The 21,456-nt window shown below is 38.8% G+C and carries 11 protein-coding genes; 4 read left to right on the forward strand and 7 right to left on the reverse strand.

Translation table 11 applies throughout. The features are described from left to right. Positions 1-23: 23 nt before the first annotated feature. Both KMW37_RS02915 and KMW37_RS02920 read right to left on the reverse strand, forming a co-directional pair. Positions 24-1,073 carry a FecR family protein gene (locus KMW37_RS02915; protein WP_215223087.1) on the reverse strand — a complete coding sequence of 350 codons (1,050 nt, stop codon included), beginning with the start codon at positions 1,071-1,073 and terminating at the stop codon, positions 24-26. Between the two features lie 165 nt (positions 1,074-1,238). Beyond that, complete coding sequence (locus KMW37_RS02920) at positions 1,239-1,889, reverse strand: RNA polymerase sigma factor (RefSeq protein ID WP_215223088.1); 651 nt, start codon at positions 1,887-1,889, stop codon at positions 1,239-1,241. 476 nt (positions 1,890-2,365) lie between these two features. Between KMW37_RS02920 and KMW37_RS02925 the strand changes: the two genes are divergently transcribed. Continuing rightward, complete coding sequence (locus tag KMW37_RS02925) at positions 2,366-2,944, forward strand: outer membrane beta-barrel protein (RefSeq protein ID WP_215223089.1); 579 nt, start codon at positions 2,366-2,368, stop codon at positions 2,942-2,944. 127 nt (positions 2,945-3,071) lie between these two features. On the opposite strand, the gene KMW37_RS02930 is transcribed toward KMW37_RS02925, so the two are convergent. The 4 genes from KMW37_RS02930 to KMW37_RS02945 form a co-directional block, all read right to left on the reverse strand. Beyond that, on the reverse strand, positions 3,072-4,715 hold the full coding sequence (locus KMW37_RS02930) for a RagB/SusD family nutrient uptake outer membrane protein (RefSeq protein ID WP_215223090.1): 1,644 nt from the start codon (positions 4,713-4,715) through the stop codon (positions 3,072-3,074). A 24-nt stretch (positions 4,716-4,739) separates the two neighbouring features. Continuing rightward, positions 4,740-8,243: a TonB-dependent receptor gene (locus tag KMW37_RS02935; RefSeq protein WP_246581301.1), complete on the reverse strand. Its 3,504-nt coding sequence runs from the start codon at positions 8,241-8,243 to the stop codon at positions 4,740-4,742. A gap of 124 nt (positions 8,244-8,367) precedes the next feature. Beyond that, positions 8,368-9,423, reverse strand: a complete 1,056-nt coding sequence (locus KMW37_RS02940; RefSeq protein ID WP_215223091.1) for a FecR family protein — start codon at positions 9,421-9,423, stop codon at positions 8,368-8,370. Between the two features lie 108 nt (positions 9,424-9,531). Beyond that, positions 9,532-10,140 (reverse strand): RNA polymerase sigma factor, encoded by a 609-nt coding sequence (locus KMW37_RS02945; protein ID WP_215223092.1) that lies wholly within the window; start codon positions 10,138-10,140, stop codon positions 9,532-9,534. Positions 10,141-10,672: 532 nt separating this feature from the next. On the opposite strand from KMW37_RS02945, the gene KMW37_RS02950 reads away from it, so the two are divergent. The 3 genes from KMW37_RS02950 (at position 10,673) to KMW37_RS02960 (ending at position 17,059) form a co-directional block, all read left to right on the forward strand. Continuing rightward, positions 10,673-12,277 (forward strand): discoidin domain-containing protein, encoded by a 1,605-nt coding sequence (locus tag KMW37_RS02950; protein ID WP_215223093.1) that lies wholly within the window; start codon positions 10,673-10,675, stop codon positions 12,275-12,277. Positions 12,278-12,549: 272 nt separating this feature from the next. After that, positions 12,550-15,492, forward strand: a complete 2,943-nt coding sequence (locus KMW37_RS02955; protein ID WP_215223094.1) for a S9 family peptidase — start codon at positions 12,550-12,552, stop codon at positions 15,490-15,492. 112 nt (positions 15,493-15,604) lie between these two features. Then, the gene (locus KMW37_RS02960) at positions 15,605-17,059 is read left to right on the forward strand and encodes an alpha-L-fucosidase (protein WP_215223095.1); all 1,455 of its coding nucleotides are present in this window, start codon (positions 15,605-15,607) and stop codon (positions 17,057-17,059) included. Positions 17,060-17,321: 262 nt separating this feature from the next. Here the strand turns inward: KMW37_RS02960 and KMW37_RS02965 are convergent, their stop codons facing one another. After that, entirely contained in the window at positions 17,322-21,368 is a 4,047-nt protein-coding gene (locus KMW37_RS02965) for a CBM96 family carbohydrate-binding protein (protein WP_215223096.1), read from the reverse strand. Positions 21,369-21,456 lie beyond the last annotated feature (88 nt).

The following is a 21,456-nucleotide window of genomic DNA, read 5'->3' on the forward strand; positions in this document are numbered from 1 at the left end:
TTTGGGTTATAGATATATTGACTTTATAGCTTAATGATCACATGGTCTCCGTTAAGCTCGAACTGAATGTTCCTTGCATAACTTATCCCATTTAGGACATTTTCAAGACTTTCATTATCAAATACCCCACTTACCATCCAACTTTTTGAAGTATCTCCTATCAGTGAAATATCGACATCGTACCATCTTTCTAGTCGTGCTACCAACTCCTTCAAATCCGCCTGTTTAAACACCAACCGGCCTTCCTTCCAACCAAATTCTCTTTCATAATCTATAGCCGACTTAACTGAGTTTTCGAAGTTCAAATTGACATCTAACATTTCTCCAGGCTTTAAATAAAATGGAATAGTCGGTTTGTCCATGCTATGAGGATAAACAGAAACCAATCCCCTCTCTAAAGCAACACTTACCGGCTCTTTGGGATATGCTTTCACATTAAAGGCTGTTCCATGAACTTGGGTAACTACATCACCGGATCTAACTAAAAAAGTTCTAAGTGAGTCATGGCTGACATCAAAAAAGGCCTCTCCCTTTAGAAAAACTTCTCTTATTTCTCCCCTGAAATTAGTAGAGTAACTAATGCTACTTTCCGAGTTTAGGGTAACTTGTGTTTTATCTGGAAGAAAAAAATTTGTCTTTTTACCCCTAGGGTTACTTTTGGTAATAAAATGTACTTGATGCAAATTTTCTCCAACATCATGTACTGAGTAAGAAGAATATAAAAATGTGGCCATCAAAATCAATATCACAGATGCTGCAATGAGTTTTACCACAACTGGGAAAACCCATTTAGAACTTTCTGTTTTAATTGAGCCAAATCGATAGAAAGGGCTTTTTGATTCACCTAAAATGGCATCAAGTATTTCTTCCTTGCGCTCACCAATTCTATCGTCTGATTTGAAATTGATTCGTTCAATGATCCCTCTGGCCATATTATACTGTTCATGGCTATCAGGATGCTTCCTTAACCAATCCTTCCAAAAAAGATCGCTTTCTTCTGTGGGGTATTTTACCCAATTCACAAAATATTTATTGGTCAAAAAATACGCTATGTCGTATTTGTCCTTTTTCAATTTTCTTGCCTTTTACTACTAGACAACTATAAATTGAAAATGACATCATTTTTTTAAATAAAATTTCAGAAACAACAACTTACCCTCTGTTTTTCAACTACTTAAACAATAAATAAAAATCTATGGCACTTATCAAGCTCACTAAATTATCTTAAAAATCATAATTCAACTAACCATAATTAATGTCAAAACAAATACCTTTTTAAGAGTTCCTATGATTTTATAAATCATATTTCTCGCTGATTTCACATGGCTATACCCCATCATTCTTTGAACTTCTTCATAGCTCATCCCTTTGTAAAAAAAATAATAAATAACCTCTCGTTGCTTGTCATTTAACCCCTTTAGGGCTCTATCCAATTTCTCTAACTTTTCTTTTTGTATTTGGTTAAGAATAATCAAAGTTTCTTGAGGAGGAATAATTTCAAAATTGAACTTATCAATCATATCCGAGCAGACACTTTTTTTGTCTTTCTTCAAAACATTAAAAATCCTTCTCTTTATGGCTTGAAAAAGAAAAAATCTGATTGAATGATTTATTTCAGGTAATCTCTGTCTCTTTTTCCTTAATTCAATAAATAAGTCTTGAACACAATCTTCTACAATGTGAAGTTGGGCATATTGAACTCCAAAATGACATAAATATTCAAAATGCTCATTATAAATCTGGACAAATGCACTTTCATCACCATCCTTAAATTTAGACCAAAGCTCAAAATCATCCAGTTCATTATAACCCTTCCTCTTTATTGAAGGAGAATTATTGATCGCATCCTTATCATTAATCTTAATTACATTAGACCCAATTATTTTCATAAATACTCTTAAAGTAAAACGGCAATACAGAAAAATCAGATTAGCAATATTTTATACCGAAAAAGCAATAGTTAAAGAAATTTTCAATTAATCTATGCTTAATATACAAAAGGAGAGAAAAACAAAAACAAATGAGAGAGTGATTGCTAATATTTAATCAAGATCAGCAAAAATAGGATCAGAATAAGAGAGTTAATTTCGAAATCTATCAAAATGGTATTTTTCTTTTGCCAATATAGTCCACTTAAACAAAAAGGCTGTAGATATATGAATTGCAAAAAATTATTGATCAAATTCACCAAATCTTAGCAAACCCCAGAGTATATGTCACCCTTCTTCAACTGGGGATATTATAAATTGAGCAAACTTTTCGTTCTCAATATTAAGGTCAAACATAAGGCAACCCACCAACATATAACACACTGATTTTCAACCACAAAACAAACCTAATCATCACATGTTAAACCCCATATCAAGTGAAAAAGCTCATACTTATCTTCGTCGCAGTATTGATTGCCACAATGGCACATGCTCAGGTAGAATTAAAACCAACTATTGGTTTAACATTCTCTAATGTTACAAAGGATCCAGATTCTGGAGAAGCTAAAGCTAAAATAGGATATCAGTTCGGTGCCAGCGTCTTATTTGGAGATAAATTCTATGTAGAGCCAGGTCTATTCTTTGCCCAGAAAAGCACAAAATTCTCAGACACAAACACGTCTGGAGATGATCTAGACATGGACCTTAAAGGACTAAGAATACCCGTTGCTGTTGGCTATCATCTTTTGGGAAGTGAAGACAGCGCTATTGGACTTAGAGTATTTGGTGGTGGTTCAACCTTTATAGTCACAGGAGTAAATGGGGAAGGTCTGGACAAAGATGATTTTGAATCCCCTACATGGGGGGTATTTGCAGGAGCAGGATTGGATTTTACTATTCTCTTTCTTGATGCCAAGTACGAATGGTCACTTACCGATGTCTCTGGATTGACTGACTTTGATATTGGTAAGACAAACTCATTTTTTGTCAATGCAGGAATTAGGCTAAGCTTTTAGTTTATAATTATAAAAAACAAATAGACGACATTCAATGTAGTAAGAGAAAAACCGACAAGCCGGTAGCTGAATAATTCAAGCTACTGACTGCCGGTTCTTTTTAAAAATAAATATGAAAATCACCCCACTAATTCCATCCGTCCGTTTGCTCCAAATTAGGATTTAATGAAAGTTCATTCACTGGAACTGGGAAATAGTAGTTCTTGCTCTCATCAAACTGATAAGTCTGATCAGATAATATATAACCATCTACATTTAACAGGATGTCCACACCTACCGTAAAAGCATCATAATCAGCAATATCTGAAGCATTGAACCTTAATCCCATTACAGGTTCAGTCAGCTTAGTACCTTCTTTCCAACGCATCAGGTCATCATAGCGGAAGCCTTCAAAAGCCAATTCTACCCTTCTTTCCCTTCTCACATCAGCAATAATACTTCCTTGATCCAATACTAAGTCGGCTACGCCAGCTTTTGCTCTAAGCTGATTAATGGTCATATCCACATCTGCTTGCGTAATGGTTCCCAATTCAGCTTTCGCTTCGGAATAAATCAATAAAACTTCCGCGTAACGAAGGATAGGCGCATCAATAAATGCCCTGTCCCAAGCTTGTATATCCTGACTTTCATTAAAGAATTTAGCTATTTGATAGCCTGAAGGAGAAGCCGTATTAACCACTCCTTGCGGACTAGCATTAAGATAAAGTTTATCACTTACAAAATAGGTGTTTGGCTGAGCAAATGTACCCGCTAAACGGCCATCCCTATTGGCAAATTCATCCACAATGGTAGCATCGCCTTGATATAATGGACTTTCATTAATCGGTAATCCATCAGTACATAGGTAATCATTTATAAGTCCCTTAGTTCCTCCAAACTGTGCACCATCTACATGGGTAATGATATTGGAAACATTATGATAAATCTGTAATGCATCATCATAATCTCTGAAAAACACCACTTCATTATTTCCATTTAAATTGATGTTGGCAAACAAATCATTATAATCACCATTGACATCAATCATATAGTCGCCACTATTCATCACCACTTGAGCTGCCTGCGCCGCTGCTTCCAAATAAGCTCCTTCACCACCTAAGCCATGGTACTTCCTGAATGTACCTTCATGCAGCATGATTCTAGCCTTATAGGCCTGTGCAATATTTTTGCTAAAGCGATTTGTTGCTGGACTATCGGACATCCATTGAACGGCAAATTCAATATCCTCCATAATAAAGGCCATTACATCATCCCTACTAGATTGGGAAGCATAAAGCAATTCATCATCTTCGGTAAGCACCCTATCAATTATGGGTAACTTTCCATATAACTTAAGCTTATCGTAATAATCCAAAGCCCTTAAAAGCCTGGCTTCAGCAATGAACTGATTTTTCTGACTCTCTTCAATCTCTGCCCCTTCTGCATTGGATAACATCTGGTTAACGTCCCTTATTAAAGACCAATCCCAATCACTTCTTCCGGGATTATTGGCTGAATTGATCCCCAACCTTACATCTCCCGGGCTTTGAACAAAGGAATTGTCACTAAGATTATCAGCAGTTAGCATTCCAGCATTGAAACCGCCTCTGCCAAACCCTTGACTATTGAAATAAGCGGCATAAAGCTGATTATTATAGGTAGCTAAATCAGCGGGGTTGTTCCAGAAATTCTCATCATTTATCTGTGTTTTAGGAAAGGTATCCAAAAACTCATCATTACATCCGGCTAAACCCCAAAGGCAGGCCAGAAGAAATATTCCTATTTTTTTCATGATCTTTCTTTTTTAGTTGATGAATTAAAACCCTACTGTTATGCCAAAAGAAACTTTTTTGGACAGAGGATATAATTTACCGGATTGACTTCCTCCTGAACTGAAAGAAGTATTACCCAAAGCCCCTTGACTTGGCGAAAGCGCTTCCGGATCAAAATTAGAATTCAGCTTGGTGAAAGTCAGTAGGTTCTCTCCCGACACAAACACGCGAGCATTGTTTATATTTACCTTATCAAGTAAAGTTCTAGGCAATGCATAACCAATGGTCAAATTCTTCAACCTTAAATAGCTTGCATCCTGAAGGTATCGGGTTTGTATTTGGGTGTTACGGTTAACTACACCTCCTTGGCTTGGTCTGAAATAATAAGCCTCTGTATTCACTGGCAGACCGTCTGAGCCATCGCTCCAAACATTGGCGTACAAATCATCAGTTACGATCACATTACCATAACCACCATCACCACCAAACATCAATGGGCCATCCACCCAGTAATCTCTCTTGGCCACACCTTGGAAGAAAAAGCTTACATCAAAACCTTTCCAACTTGCTCCACCGCGAATCCCATATAGGTGCCTTGGGGAGGCATTTCCTATGATTCTTCTGTCGCCCGGATTATCTACTGTATTCTCATCTGTATTGATCTCTCCGTCATTATTGAGATCAGCATAATGAACATCACCAAGCCCCACAAGGTTACCTGCACCTAACGGCGTATGGCTAGCTGCATTATCAATCTCTTCTTGCGTCTGGAACAAACCTACTGTCTCATACCCCCAAATTTCACCAATGTTCATCCCCTCATAATAACTTCTTGAAAGTGATTTGGTCGGATTATCAAATTTTGTGATTTCGCCTTTTGAATCAGAAATGACAAAATTTAGATTATAGGAGAAATCAGTCCCCACACGATCATTCCAGCCAATGGAGGCCTCCCATCCTTTTACTTGCAAATCTGCCGCATTTTTCTGCGGAGCCGCTGCACCAAACACACCCGGTAAAGCATCTCCCGCTACCAACATGTCCATTGTCTTCCTTGTAAACACATCCACGCTCGCATCTAATCTCCCCTGAAGGAAAACGAAATCAGCCCCAAAATTGGTAGTGGCCACCGTTTCCCATGTTCTAGAAGCCGCAATAGGATTCTGTGGACTTAAACCCAATGGTCTCGTTCCATTGATAACCCAATTAGTTTGGGCAACTGTATTATACCCCACATAAGGATACAATGAACTGGAATTCTGGTTACCTAAAGCACCATAGGAAGCCCTTAATTTAAACAAGTTTAACCAAGTAAGGTCTTTCATAAATTCCTCATCCGTAACTCTCCAACCTGCAGATACCGAAGGAAAGAAACCATATCTATCATCTTTGGCAAACCTTGAAGAACCGTCATATCGGCCGTTTACCTCCAAAAGGTATTTCCCCATAAAACTGTAATTCAAACGAGCAAACCCACTTCTTAAAGCCCAATCGGTATAATTATCCGTTACCGTTGGATCACCTAGTGTGTTAGAAATAGAAATCACATCATAACTGATTAAATCTGTGTTATAGACATTATCATCGCTGAAAGTGGCCATTTCTTGGTTAAAACCTACTGTCCCTTCTAAACTATGTCCGCTCTCCCAATCCTTACCATACTTGCCATAAATATCAAAAGCATAGTAATTATCCACTTCATTTATCTTCCTTACATAGGATGGGCCTCCGTCATTTCTAACATTTAAATTGGCCCATGGCGTAGTGGATTCAAAATCCACATTGTTCAATACCCGCTGTCTGAATTTAGGATTGTAGGTAAAGTTGGAGAACACTTTGAAATCTCCAAATTTCATTTCAACACCTGCTTTTGTATTGATGTTATACCCAACCCGATTATCTCTGCCACCTTGCTCCAAGGTTGCTACAGGATTCAATCGAATAAATGTAGGATAAGGCACTCCATCCAAGTCAAAGTATGGTGTCAATGTCGGCCTTGCTCTCCATACCGTATGGAAAATAGATGGTCCATGACCTGGGGGCAAATTGTGAGTATCCTGTTCTGATTTGGAAAAGTTCACCTGAAATCTGGTCGTCAACCATTTGTTGACATCTGTACTCATATTGGTATTGAAATTGAAACGCTCATAAAAATCGTTTCCTATTTTCACAATTCCGTCTTGGCGGGTATAGGCAAATGATGCCCTGTATGCCGTTTTATCAGTTCCTCCCGAAACACTCAAGTTGTGGTTTTGCCCAGGAGCTGCAGTAGCAAACACCAAATCTGCCCAATTGGTATTGGCATGTTCGTAGTAAGCTGATCCAGAAGGCTTAAGGGTATAATCATTGGAAATCACTCCATTCACCCTGTCTTGAATCAAACCCAGATGTTCCTCATTAAAAACCGTACTGGCCCCCGTTGAATTTCTCATACTATTCACATACATCGCATACTTATAACTATCAGCTTTTTCAGGAATAATAGTTGGCTGAGCCGCGAAGAAATTGCCGGAATAGTTGATCTGTGGTTTTGTATTTTTACCACCTTTTTTAGTAGTAATCAAAATGACACCAAAAGCTGCACGAGCACCATAAATGGACGCAGAAGCTGCATCTTTCAAAACCGTTACACTTTCAATATCCTGAGGGTTGATATTATTGATATTCATTTGGGCTCCATCTACCAAAACAAGCGGTGAACCGCCATTAATACTGGTGGCTCCACGAATATTGATACTTGCACCACTTCCTGGCGCTCCATTGGAAGGTGTTATATTCAAACCAGGAACCACACCTTGAAGACCATCCGTAATATTGGTAATTGGTCTGTTTTGTAGTACATCTCCATCTGTCATACCAACAGCCCCAGTTAGATTTCCTTTTTTCTGGGTACCATAACCAACGACCACTACTTCTTCCAAATCACTGACATCATCCTCCAGCACCACATTAATTACCGATTTATTATCAACCTGAATGGTCTGAGAAATATATCCCACAAAGGAATAAACCAGTTGCGCACCTTCCTCCACACTAATGCTATAAGTTCCATCTAGATCAGTAACTGTCCCATTTACAGTTCCTTTTTCAACTACAGTAACTCCTGGTACAGGCTCTCCATTTTTATCAACTACAGTTCCTTTTACATTAACCTGAATAATTACAGGCGAAACCATATTTCTCCTCTTATGTTCCTTGACACTAATGGTATTATCTACCTGCTTAAAGGACAACTGGTGGCTAGTGGCCAAGTTGATGAGGACAGCTTCTAAAGACTGGTTTTTCAACTTAAGATTTACTGGTGGTAAGCTATTGACAAACTCATCTTTATAAATGAATTTGAAATCTGTTTTTTCTTTTATCTCCTTAAAGGCATCTGCTAAAGAAGCCTCCTTAAGGTCCAGACTTAAGGACACTTTAGAGATGTCAAGAGATTCTTGTGCCTTGGTAGGCGCTGCATAGATTAGGTTCAGGAAAATTAGCTGAAACACAAACCCATACAGATAGTATTTTCCTATCATACATATAGCATGTAATGTTTTTTTCATAATTTTGAAATGTTTTACTGTTCTACAAAAGGCATTAAAACATCGATAAGCAGCCTAAAGCCTGAGAAACTTGGTTGATTATCGACATAGCCAATGAATTATCATTGGCTTTTTTTGTTAAGGTTTATTCATTGGCTCTTGCTTTAAATTTGATGGTTATTTTTTTATGGTCTATTCTATAATTAAAGCCCAAAGTATACCCTAGGCTTTTCAATACGTTATCTAATGTGGCATCATTAAATTCCCCAGAAACTTTCTCGTCTTTATGAGGCAAATTTTCGACTGTGATTTCCACACCGTACCAACGCTCCAATTTCAATTTGACGTCCGTAAATTTCATTTGGGCAAAACTCAGCACCCCACTTTTCCATCCAAAGGCATATAAAGGCTTATAAGAGCTTTTATTAAGCCCTGATTTTTCCAAAACTGCAGCTTCTCCAGGATTCAAGAAGATTTCCTCCTTTTCTTCATTAACTGAATAAACCCTAACTTTTCCTGTAGCTAGCTGGACGCTGGGCATGTTTTCCTGATAGGCATTGATATTAAAGGATGTCCCTAGTGCCACCGTTACCATATCCCTTGATTTAACCCTAAATGGAAGCAGGGTATCATGCGCAACTTCAAAAAATGCTTCCCCTTTTAAATCTATATCCCGATGATCCTTTCCAAAATTTTCTTGGAACGAAATTTCGCTTTCAGCATTCAGATAAACTGTCGTACCATCGGGCAAATATAACTTTGACTTTTGCCCTATAGGATTGGATTTTATGACCCTAGGATAATCTTCAGTCAATAATTGCACTTCCTTTTGGTAAGGGATAATGTTCAAAAATGCAATAGATGCTACTAGCACAAATACTAAAATTGCTGCTGCTCGAAACCAGGATCTATTTGAAATGCTCCTTTTTGCAGAAGAATACGAGGTTCTATTTTTGCCTTTCGACTGAATACTCTGTTCAATTCTATCAAAAAGTTTCCGCTGAGTAGAATCATCCAAGTCTTTACCTTGATTATTCAAGGAAATCAAAATAGCCTTTGCTTGCCCATAAAGCCTATAATTCTCATCGCTTGAGGCGATCCAATTTGGCCAATGAAGATCTTCAACAGGCTCATCTGCGAGCACCCAATCTTTAAATGATTGATCAAATAATAGGTCTTCTATTTTTGAATAAGATTGCATTTTTTTGTCCATCTGAACTAAAGAGGTCAAAAGGCCTAAAATCTCATCACCTAATTCAAAAAAATTATGATTTTATTACAGAAACACAGCTAACAACCTACTAATTAGCTATAAACAATTCCAAAAAAATAATAAAAATGAGATAGCACTGATGGCTACCTTCTTGAAATCCAAGCTATTCTTGAGCGTTCTGAGACCTTTAAATATCAAGTTATATATAGATGGAACCTGAACACCCATCAACTCAGAAATATCCTCATATTCTAAACCTTCAAGGACCCTGAGATAAATAGCCTCCTTTTGTCGCAAAGGAAGATTTTCCAATGCCTCATTAATTTTTAGAGCTGACTCTGATATGATCTGATTCTTATGGAGCAATTCCTCAAAGGACTCTTCCCACAAAAATTTATTGTGATAATCTTCCAGTGATTCTCTTTTATATTGGTCATTGACCATTTTAATAATTTCCCTTCTGAAGGTGGTAAAAAGATAAAATTTAATGTTTTTTTTGATATTGATGTTCATCCTTACATTCCATATATGAACAAAGACATCATGGATAACATCTTGAATTAATTCTTCATCTTGGGTAAAACCAAAGCCATATTTGAACAAACACTTAGAATAAGCATTATAGATGGCCTCAAAGCTTTCTCTGTCCCCTCTAGCTATATTCCTCCAGACTTCAGAATCTTTTTCACTATAATGCTTATTCATAATTTTTATTCAAGAAAGCTTAGACTTCACAAACTTTTGATTTTAAACCATTTTCAAATATAGACCAATTGGCCTAAAATAAAAATTTGAGAGTATGTTTCTTTGATAAGAAAAAGTTAATAAGGTTACTTATGGCAAAAGTATTCTTTGAACTTCAAAAGAAAATAAAAGCTATTTCCTTACTTAGAAAAATCAGTCAATAGTATTCTACCCAAGCAACACCGATTGTAACCATCCCAAAGGCACCTTCCAAATCTTTTCCATTCCCCAAGGAGAAAACCACTCTGACAATTAATAATTAAACGAAACAAAAAAAACTTTAAAACCGAAAATATTTGTAATTGAACATTTATTCAAATAACGCGCATTTTGGTCAATAAGCGTATTCCTAAATCGATTAACTATCTACTTATCAACAATAGATCCTTAAGCAGCAACGAAAACTAATATTCGATTCGATCCAACTAAAATTTTCTTTTTATTGGTTTGTTCCTTATTATTACCCCTGACTAACCTTATAACAATAATTATTATGAACAAGAAAAAGTTACATTTTTCTAGGCTGGCAGGACTATGTCTTGCCGCAACTACCCTCCTCGGTTCTTGCGGGGATGCGGACATGGTCGGATCAGATAGTCCCGACGTTTATCATCAAAAACTATCTCTTCCATATCAAAAACAGCTTAATGTTATTTACTTTCTACCAAATGACATGGAGCCACATTTGGACTATGAAAGGAGACTTTCTGGAGCATTGAAGCACATGCAAAATTATTATGCCCAGCAATTGCTCTCTCATGGTTTCGGCAATAGAACTTTTGGTCTGGCAGAAAATCCCGAAGTCCCTGGAAACGTAAATATCAAAATTATCCATGCTGAAAATGATCACCTCTACTACCCTTATTCTAATGGTGGAAACAGAGCTGTAAAAGAAATCAAAGCTTACTTTGAAGAGCACCCTGAAGAGAAGACTAGTGAGCATTTCCTGATTTTCATACCAAGGCATGAAGACGGTACAGGTGTGCCTTTTTATGGACTTGGAAAATTTGCTTTCACACGTGATTATCCAGGCGGCTACGACATGGACAAATGGGTTGACGGCGTAGGCTTCCCTACAATTGACGACAAATGGATCGGCGGAACCATCCACGAGCTTGGACATGGCCTTAACCTTCCTCACAACCGTCAAAAAGTATCTGACAACTTCACTGCCATGATGGGCAATGGCAACAGTTCTTATTGGAAGTCGCCTAATTCTATAAAGTTCACCAAAGCTTCGGCATTGATCTTAAGATATAATGAGCTTTTCACTAACAATGCTCCGTTTGAATTCTATCAGGAGGTCCCTGAAGTAGAGATCAAGCACCAAAGAATCTATGCAGACAGCGAGTACTTATACGTACAGACAAAGTTCACAAGTACTATCCCAGTTAAAGGAGCGATTGTTTATAATGACCCAAAAACGGGTCCTAATGACAAGGATTATAACGCCATCACTTGGGCAACTCGTGACATCATGGAAACTGCTAACGCAGACAGTGTTTCATTCAAAATGGCCTTAAGCGATATTGACGAAAATTTCAAGGAACACCCTTTCACTCTAAAACTTTCATTCGTTCATGAAAACGGTAGAATAGTTGCCAATTCTTATCCTTATAATTTTGTCAATGGACAACCAGATATCGATGTGAATGAAATAACATATGATGACTTAGATAAAACAAATTGGTCCGTTGTAGATTTTTCATCTCAGGAAGATGACTTTGAGGACTCTGGATGGGGTTACCATTTGATTGACAATGATATTTCTACAGTTTGGCATTCTGGCTGGTACGGAAGTGTACCCACTCCTCCACACCACATCACCGTGGATATGGGCAGTATCATTAAGCTTCATGGTATTTCAATTATTCAAAATCAAAAAGCCACCAATGCTATGCTAAAGAATTTCACAGTATTTGTCTCCGAAGACAACACTTCTTGGACCAATGCAGGCGACTATTTGGCTACTACCAATACTGGAAGACAGCAATTTATATTTCCTGCTTCTTTAAATGCACGCTTTGTAAAAATTGTGGCTCATGATTCTTATGGAAGCCCGGTTGGGGTGAGAATCGCTGAATTAGGTGCATTCTAAATATTAAACTAGCCTTTATTATTAAATCACAGCCCAAAATTTTCTGTGGGCTGTGATTTTTTTTTAGCCAATCTCAAAACAATTTGGATTCTAGCCTACCTATCCATACAGCCAAGTCCTACTCTCAATTTATTGAACCGCTCTTATAATTTTATGACCGAGGCTATGGTCTGAGCTATTAAATTGGATAGCTTATCAGCTACTATACTAATCCTAGAAGGATTTTGATTTCAATAACAGAAAAGAATATCACCTCCATGAACTACGATTTAATGAATAAACGTTTTTTCTTGTTTCTTCTGTGTTTTGTGATGTGCATTCACGCATTTGCACAAGAAGAAAAAGAATCATCTTCAAAAGAAAAAAAACCCATTTCTTGGGAAGAAATTTCCAATTGGGAAGCCCTTGTCCCTGGCAGCGGACATATTTCACCTGACGGGAAATGGTTTTCCTATACTTTGAAGGAAGTAGAAGGTGATGGAAAATTGATCATCGAAACCGTTGATGAAACCAACAATAAAAAAACTTATCCCATCGGAGATAGCAGCAGACCACCAATGGTCTTTTCTAAAGACAGTAGATGGTTGGCATTTATTGAGTATCCTAATTTCAAGGACAAAAAGGATAAAGCCAAGGCAAAAAAATTGTTCAACAAGCTTATTCTTCTTGATTTGAAAGAGGACAAGAAAGTGGTTTTTGAAAAAGTGCAAAACTTTACGTTTAACAGTGAAAAAAGTACTCATTTGGCCATAAATCTCAGCAAAGATGGAGGTAGTGGCAAGGGCTCTGACTTGCTGATTTATCATTTGGAAAATGGCACCAAGCAAAACATTGGAAATGTGCTTGAGTTTTCCTTTAACAAGTCAGGAAAATATTTAGCCTATACGGTTGATGCGGCGAATAAATCCGGTAATGGCATTTACTTACTTGATATAGGTAACAACCGTACACATGTACTTGAAAGTGATGAATCTAGCTTCAAATCTATCAATTGGACAGATGAAGGAGATGGTTTCGCAGCACTCAAAATGACAAAGGACAAAAAGTACAAGCAAGAGCTAGGTGCTGTGATAGGTGTTAAGAATCTTTCCTCTCCAGAAGTAGTTGTCTACAACCCCAAAGAAGACAGCATTAGCTTTCCCGACAAATACACCATTAGTCCCAACCAAAGACCAAGTTGGTCTGATGATTTAAGTCAGCTTTTCTATGGCATCCATGATCTTGAGTTGGCCAAAAAGCCTGAAGAAAAGAAGCCAGAGGTAGACAAGGATTCCTTAAAAGCTTTAGAAACTGAAAAAATCGCTTCATTAAGGGCGGATACCACCATTAAGTCAATGGCTGATCTAAAGAAGGCACTGTCCAAAATCGAAAAAGATAACAGCACTCCCAAAAAACAGCCCAACAGTGCTGATAAGCCTGATATGACCATTTGGCACTGGAAGGATGATCAGTTGCAATCCAGGCAAGAAAAAATGGAAAGCAGTGAAAAGAGAAAGAGTCTTTTTGCTGTTTATAATACAGAAAGCAAAAAGCATATGACACTTCAAGACAGTACCCTTTCAGATTTTGTGGTACTACCAAAGCAGCATTATGCTTTCGCTTCAGATGCCAAACCTTATGAGCTTCAAAGTAACCTCACCGGAAAAAACTTCAGGGATTTATATATTATAGATATAGAAAACGGGGCAAAAACTCTTTGGAAAGAGAAGTTTTACATCCCTTCAGGAGCCAGTACTCCCAAATCTTCTCCTGATGGCACCAAGCTTCTGTTTGCTGAGAATGGAAACTTCTTTGTTTATGATCTGATCACCAAAGAAGAAAACAACCTTACTGCCAATTTAGCAACTACATTTGTCAACACCGATGATGACCACAATGTCATCAAGCCAATGAACTACCCTCTTGGTTGGGACAGCGAAAGCAAATATGTTTTACTAAGAACCGAATGGGACATTTGGCAAGTACCCGTTAATAAAAAGAAAAAGGCCCTAAACTTGACATTGAACGGTGAAAGCAGCCAAATCCGATATCAAACCAGATTTGTTGTATATCCAGAAGAAAAGGGCATCGACCTTAGCAAAAAACAATATTTCCGAGCATATGGTGAATGGACCAAGAAAAGTGGTGTTGTAAGTCTAGAAGGCAGCAAGTCAGGTTTAAAGCCTGGACCAAAAGTATTGGTTTGGGAGGATGCCATGATGGCCCAATTCAGCAAAGCCAAAGATGCTGACGCCTTTGTTTATTCAATGGAAACCTACAATACCCCTCCTGCTTATTTCTTGGCCAATGCTTCCTTTGAAAATCTAGAAAAGCTAACTGATGCCCCTAAAAAACTGGAAGAATATACTTGGTCCTCCGGGGTAAAATTGGTGGATTATGTTTCCGACAAAGGAGACAAACTTCAAGGAGCGCTGTTCCTACCTGCTAATTATGAAGAGGGCAAAAAGTACCCAACCATGGTATACTATTATGAAAAGCTTTCCGCCAGTCTTCATAACTGGACCTCACCTGACTTTGGCAGAACAGGTTGGAACCCCAATGTATATACCAGCAATGGCTATGCCGTATTTATGCCGGACATCACATATACATTGGATGACCCTGGTATGTCAGCTGTGTGGTGTGTGATCCCAGCAGTAAAGGCAGCCATTGAGACCGGTGTAATCGATGAAGAAAATATTGGTATTCACGGGCACTCTTGGGGCGGATACCAAACTGCTTTTTTGATTACCCAAACGGACATGTTTAAGGCCGCTGCAGCGGGTGCAGCCCTTACCAATATGATTTCCATGTATGACCTGATTTATTGGAACTCCGGCAATGGCAATATGGCCATCTTCGAATCCTCTCAGGGGAGATTTACAGGAGGTCCTTGGGAAAATTGGGAATCTTATGAGCGAAACAGTCCTATTTACCATGTCAAAGATGTAAATACCCCGCTATTGATGTTGCACAATGACAAAGATGGTGCCGTTGACTTCACTCAAGGATTGGAATACTATAATGCACTGAGAAGGTTACAAAAACCTGTGGTCATGGTACAGTACAAAGGCGAAAACCATGGTATTGCCAAGTTAGAAAACAGAAAGGACTACAGTGTTAGGATGATGGAATTCTTTGACCATCACCTGAAAGGCAAGCCAGCACCGGAATGGCTTGAGTCAGGAGTCAAAGCAATTGATCTGGATGATCACTTGAAAGAAAGAGCCTTTTAAAAGGGCTTACAAAACAAATACTTAAAGTGGATTGGCAAGACAGTACTTCGTCAATCCATTTTTCGTTTTAGGTCATTTGGACTATATTTACAAAAACCTTTATCTATTTACAATGAATAAACACTTATTCTCAAAACTATTCTTCTTTGCTTTCCTAGCTTTCTTTATATTAAGCGGAAGCCTAGTGAATACATTTGCCCAAACCAACAAAGATCTACCAGAATGGTGGCAAGACGCCAAATTTGGAATGTTTATACACTGGGGCCTATTTACTCAAACAGAAGGTTATTGGGAAGGAAGAAAAGCAAAAAGTGTTGGGCATATTATGCTCTATGAAAAAATACCTTACAAAGAATACGGGGAATTAGCCCATGATTTCAATCCTGAAAAATATGATCCTGAAAAATGGGTCAAAGATGCCCTTGATGCAGGAATGAAATATTTGGTCATCACCACCAAACATCACCCTGGTTTTGCGATGTACCATTCAGCATCTAGCGACTATGATATGGAGAATCTTTCTCCCTACCCAAGGGACCCAATGAAAGAGCTTGCCGATGCCTGCCATAAATACGGGCTTAAACTTGGTTTCTACTACTCTCTAGGCAGAGACTGGCAAGATCCCGATGTACCGACAAACTGGCCTCAAAAAGGTGGAAGAAGCAATACTTGGGATTTTCCAGATGAAGATGCTAAAGTTTTCAATAAGTATTTTGAAAGAAAAGTAAAACCTCAGATTACCGAACTGCTCACTAACTACGGTAAAGTGGATATTGTTTGGTTTGACACTCCGGAACTGATCAGTGAGACTGAAAGCAAGGAACTCAAAGAACTTATCCTAAACCTACAACCCGAGTGTATTGTCAATAACAGGATCGAAAATGGACAGGGAGACTATTTGGTATTGGAGCAGAGGATCAGTGACAAGGCCATTCTAGAACCTTGGGAATCCTGCATCACAATGAGCAGGTACTGGACTTATGCTTCCTATGATGACGAATGGAAATCGCCTGAACTTTTGGTAAGGCAGTTGCTCAACATCATCAGTAAAGGAGGAAACTACCTTCTCAATGTTGCTCCCGATCCACTTGGCCGCTTTCCCGATGAAGCTAGAAAAAGACTTCATCTAATTGGTAAATGGATGGACCAGAATCAGGAAGGGATTTATAATACCAAGCCTTGGAAAATCACTGGCGAAATACTGGAAACGTCAAATAGTTCAAGCTCTGAGCAAGAATCATATGACTCAAAAAAGCCTACGGATCAAGACAATGATAATACCAGCAAAACGATCTATCCAGAAGTTCGTTTCACACAAAAAGACCACCATATCTATGCATATGTGGCTAGTTTAGATGATACCACTGCAAAAATCATCTCTTTGTCTCTAGCGCAAGCAGGAAAAATCAAAAGCATCAGCCTGTTGGGTTCCAACAAGAAAATCGTTTGGAAGCAGAACCTAGAAAACCTGGAAATCAAATTACCAAAATACCCTTTGAAAGAAACTCCAATCTTGGGTTTTAAGATTGAGTTTGAAATGGATAACACTGCCATGACCAAACAATAAATCCCTTTGGCAATTTAATAAAAAAAGGCCAGCAATATTAACTATGGTTAATATTAAAAGTCAGACAGTAAAGTATTTGACTAGTATCAAAAGAGCTACGGTTTAAATCTAAAAAAGAGTTCGGAACAATACCGAACTCTTTCTTTTTATGTGGACCTATTCTGTCCTGCTTATTTTATAATGAACCTATCAAGATACTATCTCCATTATTGGCGGGAAGGACATCTTATTGTCTCCCCATCAATCTTTCAGCTATTATCCTTTAATGTCTCTTAATAGCCTTTTTGGTTTCAACAAAATCCTCTCCAATAATCATTAGGTAGTACATCCCATTTTTAAATCCGCTGAGATCTATTTCATACTCCTGTGTATTCATACCAGTCTCCTCAAATACAACTTCCCCTCCATGATTTCTAATAATAATCGTATGAAATATTTGATCTGTCTTGATTGTAGCCATACCTACCAAAGGATTAGGATATAATAGCACATTATTCGGTAAATCTTTACCTTCTAACCCATTAGGACTTTTCGCTACTTGTTCCTCATCAGAAGATGTTTCTCCATTTTCCTCTGTCTCGGAAACATAAGGAATCAGCTGTGGCCTAAATTCCGCAGTCTCATGCTCCCTTGGGGCAAATCTACCATCAGTATCTCCTCCAAATGCTGTAGAGCTTATTTTTAACGAAAGCCATTTGCCCACCGAAATCTCCTGCAATAAAGAATCGCTAATCGTTAGGTAAACATAATTTCCAGCTCCTGTACCTGGTATTTCACCAACTTTCACTTCCCCTGTGGGCTTAGTGGCATAGGTAATCCCAGTCTCTGTCCAAGTCGTATCAGAAACAGAATAGAATTCCCAAACGGTATTGCTCACATCTGTATTAGCACTCTGCACATACATCCTCAACTGCACGCTATCCAAAGAGTTCGGCAATTCGCTTAAGTCAAACTTCAAATAAGACTCTCTCTCATATGCCCCATTGGCTTGTTTCACATACAGCGTTTGAGTAGGATAATTGGTATTTTCATAAGTTCCTCCTCTTACAAACGCATCGGCAGTTACCTCTATACCCAAAGGAATAACAACTTCAGGCTCCTCTGGTTCTTCAGGTTCTGGCTCAGTACCATAAGGAATCAGTTGAGGCCTAAAATCTGGGTTTGCATCTTCTCTTGGTGAAAACCTACCGTCCGTTTGTCCTCCTAACACTGTAGAGGTCATTTTCAACGATAACCATTTCCCTGAAGCAATTTCTTGTAATAGCGAATCCGTAATAGTCAAGTGGATATAGTTTCCCGTTGCAGTACCGGGTACCTCTCCTACCTTTACATCTGCGGCAGGCTTATTGGCATAAGTAATCCCTGTCTCTGTCCAAGTAGTGTCCGATACAGAAAACACTTCCCAAATGGTATTGGCTACCTCAGTACCACCTGTCGATACATACATTCTCAGCTGCACACTATCCAATGAGCTAGGTAACTCACTTAGGTCAAACTTCATATAGGACTCTCGGTCATATGCCCCGTTACCATGTTTCACATATAAGTCCTGTGTGGGGTAATTGTTATTCTCATAGTCACCTCCACGCACAAAGGCATCTGCAACTGCTTCAACTCCTATAGGAGTAACCACTTCTTCCCTTTCCTTTATGATCAGTTGTGGTCTTTTGTATACATCCAATTCTTCTCTCGAAGCAAATTGACCATCTGTTTGCCCTCCTTGAACCGTAGAGATTATTTTGATGGAGAAAGTACTATTACCTGCTGCTTTGGCCGCCAATACAGCACTTGAAGCATCAAACTGAACATAACTGCCAGCGGGCATCCCCTGCACTTCTCCTATTTTTGTAATTCCTGCAGGTTTGTTCAAATAAGTGATACCTGTTTCTGACCAGATACTGTCTTCCACAGTGTAAAATTCCCAACTCGTATCGGTCACAGTTGTATTGGCGTATTTCACATACAATCTCACCCCAACACTATCCGTATTACTGGGAAGATCACTGATATCGAATTTGATATAAGACTCCCTATCGTAGGCGTCGTTCCCCTTTTTAACTATTAATGTTCCCGTGGGAAAGTTATCCCCTTCATAGGTACCTCCTCGCACATAAGCATCTGCAATAGCTATTGACCCAAGTGGAATTTCTATTTCTTCATAATCCGGAGAATTATTGTCCAGGGTTCCAGATACACTACTTCCTGCCATTAATCCTGACGGGAATTCCAAATCCAACATTTTCATACCGTCAAAGCCTGTGGCTTCCAAACCAATTCGAACATTAGCTCCAGAACTTTGGGTAGGCTCTGCCGCAAATACTTCTACCTGTCCGGAAGAAACACCCTTGAGCTGCAATACTACAGGTTTATCCACTTTCACTTTCACCCCCTCAGCTTCAAAAGTTCCCTCTTGATAAAAGACCAACTGCCAAATATCCAGAGCAGAATGCTTTACCACTTGTATGGAGTCTGTATTCGCCAAAACAACAATATTGCTGGCATCATAGCTAGCCATTTCAGTTGCGCTATTGATCCCAGGCACCACGATATATTCATAATGGTCATTTGAAGGTGAAACACCATGATCAATCCATAACTTGAATACATCTTTACTTACCGATGCCGAAGACTGGGTGCTATTAATGCTGTTCCAGGTTCCCGTTTGGGTTTGATTGGAAAGTCTAATATTTCCTCCTTCAGGGAAAACATATCCAATAGAGTCATGCCAAACCCAATCCAATCCATTACTATAGTTGTAAATATCTTGAGACAAGGTAAGTATTAATCCGTTTTCAGAAATCGTCACATCCCCATCCAGCAGAGACTGGTTCATGGTGGTATTGATCTTTTCACTGGCGGTTGAATTGATACCTGCTCCTAAACAGACTACTTCGTCATCGAAGAAAAACCAAGCTTTTTTGGCTATGGTGTTATAATCATCCATGGCATAAACATTCGCTCCATAAACACCATCTGACACACCTCCCACAAAGGCCGATGTCCCTGGGTTGGTACCCCAAGATGGTCTGACTGGATAAGTGGTGATATCCGGAACTGTTGTCCCTGGCACTTTATTCCACTCCCATGTCGGAAAAATATTATAATATTCATCCCCTTTGACACCAATATAGGTAACACCCTCTGTCAAATAGGTTCCTTTCACATTCTCCCCATTGCCCATCTCCGATTTGGCTGTCCTCGTCGAAACGGTTCTCAATCCGAACATATAATTTGAACGGTGATGAATGGCATAATCGGTTTTCCAGTAATTGATATGTTCAGGCTGTACGCCATATGATGGAGCTTCTTCTCCTTTCATTCGGCTAACAACAGTATCATAGAAAGAAGTATAAATAGGAAGATCAAAAAGTTTTACATTATTGACCTGAGAAGCACTTGCCTTACCATTGTTAGCCCTAGAAACTCCCCTTCCATACACGTTAAAGTCCACATATCTTCCTCGGGCAGTCTTTGCAAAACCATTTCTTACAAAATTGGAGAAAATGGCTATTTTTTCTGGAGCAATCTCATACTGGGTTCCCGTCACATAAATGGCTATGTTTCGGATTCCCTGAATAAACTCAAGACCATATCCGTAAATGTAAAGTTGCTGGCCGTGGGCTGCATAGGAAGCATCTGCTTGGATTCCTTCAGCACTCGACACTACAATTGATTCTCCTACAAAGTCAACTGCATTACTCAATACTGCTTGATCTTCGGTCAGACATGCCCGAATGATATAATGCTGCCCTACATCGGTTCTATTAGAGCCATTCTTGGAAGGGGCATTATAAAGCGAAACACCCTGTGTCATCACGTTGATCAAATCATCCTCCAAGGATTGGGGAATTCCTTGAGGCCCTTTTCTGAAGCACACCAACATTTTACCCACTACTTTGGGAATGGTAATGGTGCTGAAAAACCAATTCGTACTGGTAGGCCGCGGATCCAAGCCCAACCAATACTCTGATGCTTTAATTATCCTCGCCCTGAGCAAACTATCACCATAGTAAGCACTTTCCGTGCGAGAATAGGCCTTTGCCATCTCACTTAAATTTTTAAAATGATCGGCAGGTTTCCAATTTGTTTGGCTAGTTGAAGAATAGTCAATGCTCGGCCAAAATCCGGCAGTATCTAAAGTGCTCAACAAATCTCCCACGTTGGCGTCTAGGGAAGAAGTGGTGGGACTGCTCTGAAAATCATCAAAGACTTTGTCCATGATTACGTCAAAATCGGTCTGTTGCCGACCAAAGGACATAGTTGTCCAGCAAATTAGCGAAATCGCTAAAAGGTAAAACTTAGATTTCATAGTTTATTGTATTAAGGTTAGTCCAATGTTGAAAATTCAGCGTTCCAACATAGGCCTTTTGACCTATGTTGGCATCAAAAAATAAGAC

Origin of the sequence: Echinicola shivajiensis, assembly GCF_018642165.1 — a bacterium.
In the GTDB taxonomy this organism is placed as follows: domain Bacteria; phylum Bacteroidota; class Bacteroidia; order Cytophagales; family Cyclobacteriaceae; genus Echinicola; species Echinicola shivajiensis.

Excerpts from the sequence above, each read along its gene's own strand:
- KMW37_RS02955 (WP_215223094.1), top strand. The coding sequence starts at position 12,550 with ATGAATAAACGTTTTTTCTTGTTTCTTCTGTGTTTTGTGATGTGCATT.
- KMW37_RS02920 (WP_215223088.1), bottom strand. The coding sequence starts at position 1,889 with ATGAAAATAATTGGGTCTAATGTAATTAAGATTAATGATAAGGATGCG.
- KMW37_RS02960 (WP_215223095.1), top strand. The coding sequence starts at position 15,605 with ATGAATAAACACTTATTCTCAAAACTATTCTTCTTTGCTTTCCTAGCT.
- KMW37_RS02935 (WP_246581301.1), bottom strand. The coding sequence starts at position 8,243 with ATGAAAAAAACATTACATGCTATATGTATGATAGGAAAATACTATCTG.
- KMW37_RS02965 (WP_215223096.1), bottom strand. The coding sequence starts at position 21,368 with ATGAAATCTAAGTTTTACCTTTTAGCGATTTCGCTAATTTGCTGGACA.
- KMW37_RS02950 (WP_215223093.1), top strand. The coding sequence starts at position 10,673 with ATGAACAAGAAAAAGTTACATTTTTCTAGGCTGGCAGGACTATGTCTT.
- KMW37_RS02945 (WP_215223092.1), bottom strand. The coding sequence starts at position 10,140 with ATGAATAAGCATTATAGTGAAAAAGATTCTGAAGTCTGGAGGAATATA.
- KMW37_RS02930 (WP_215223090.1), bottom strand. The coding sequence starts at position 4,715 with ATGAAAAAAATAGGAATATTTCTTCTGGCCTGCCTTTGGGGTTTAGCC.
- KMW37_RS02940 (WP_215223091.1), bottom strand. The coding sequence starts at position 9,423 with ATGCAATCTTATTCAAAAATAGAAGACCTATTATTTGATCAATCATTT.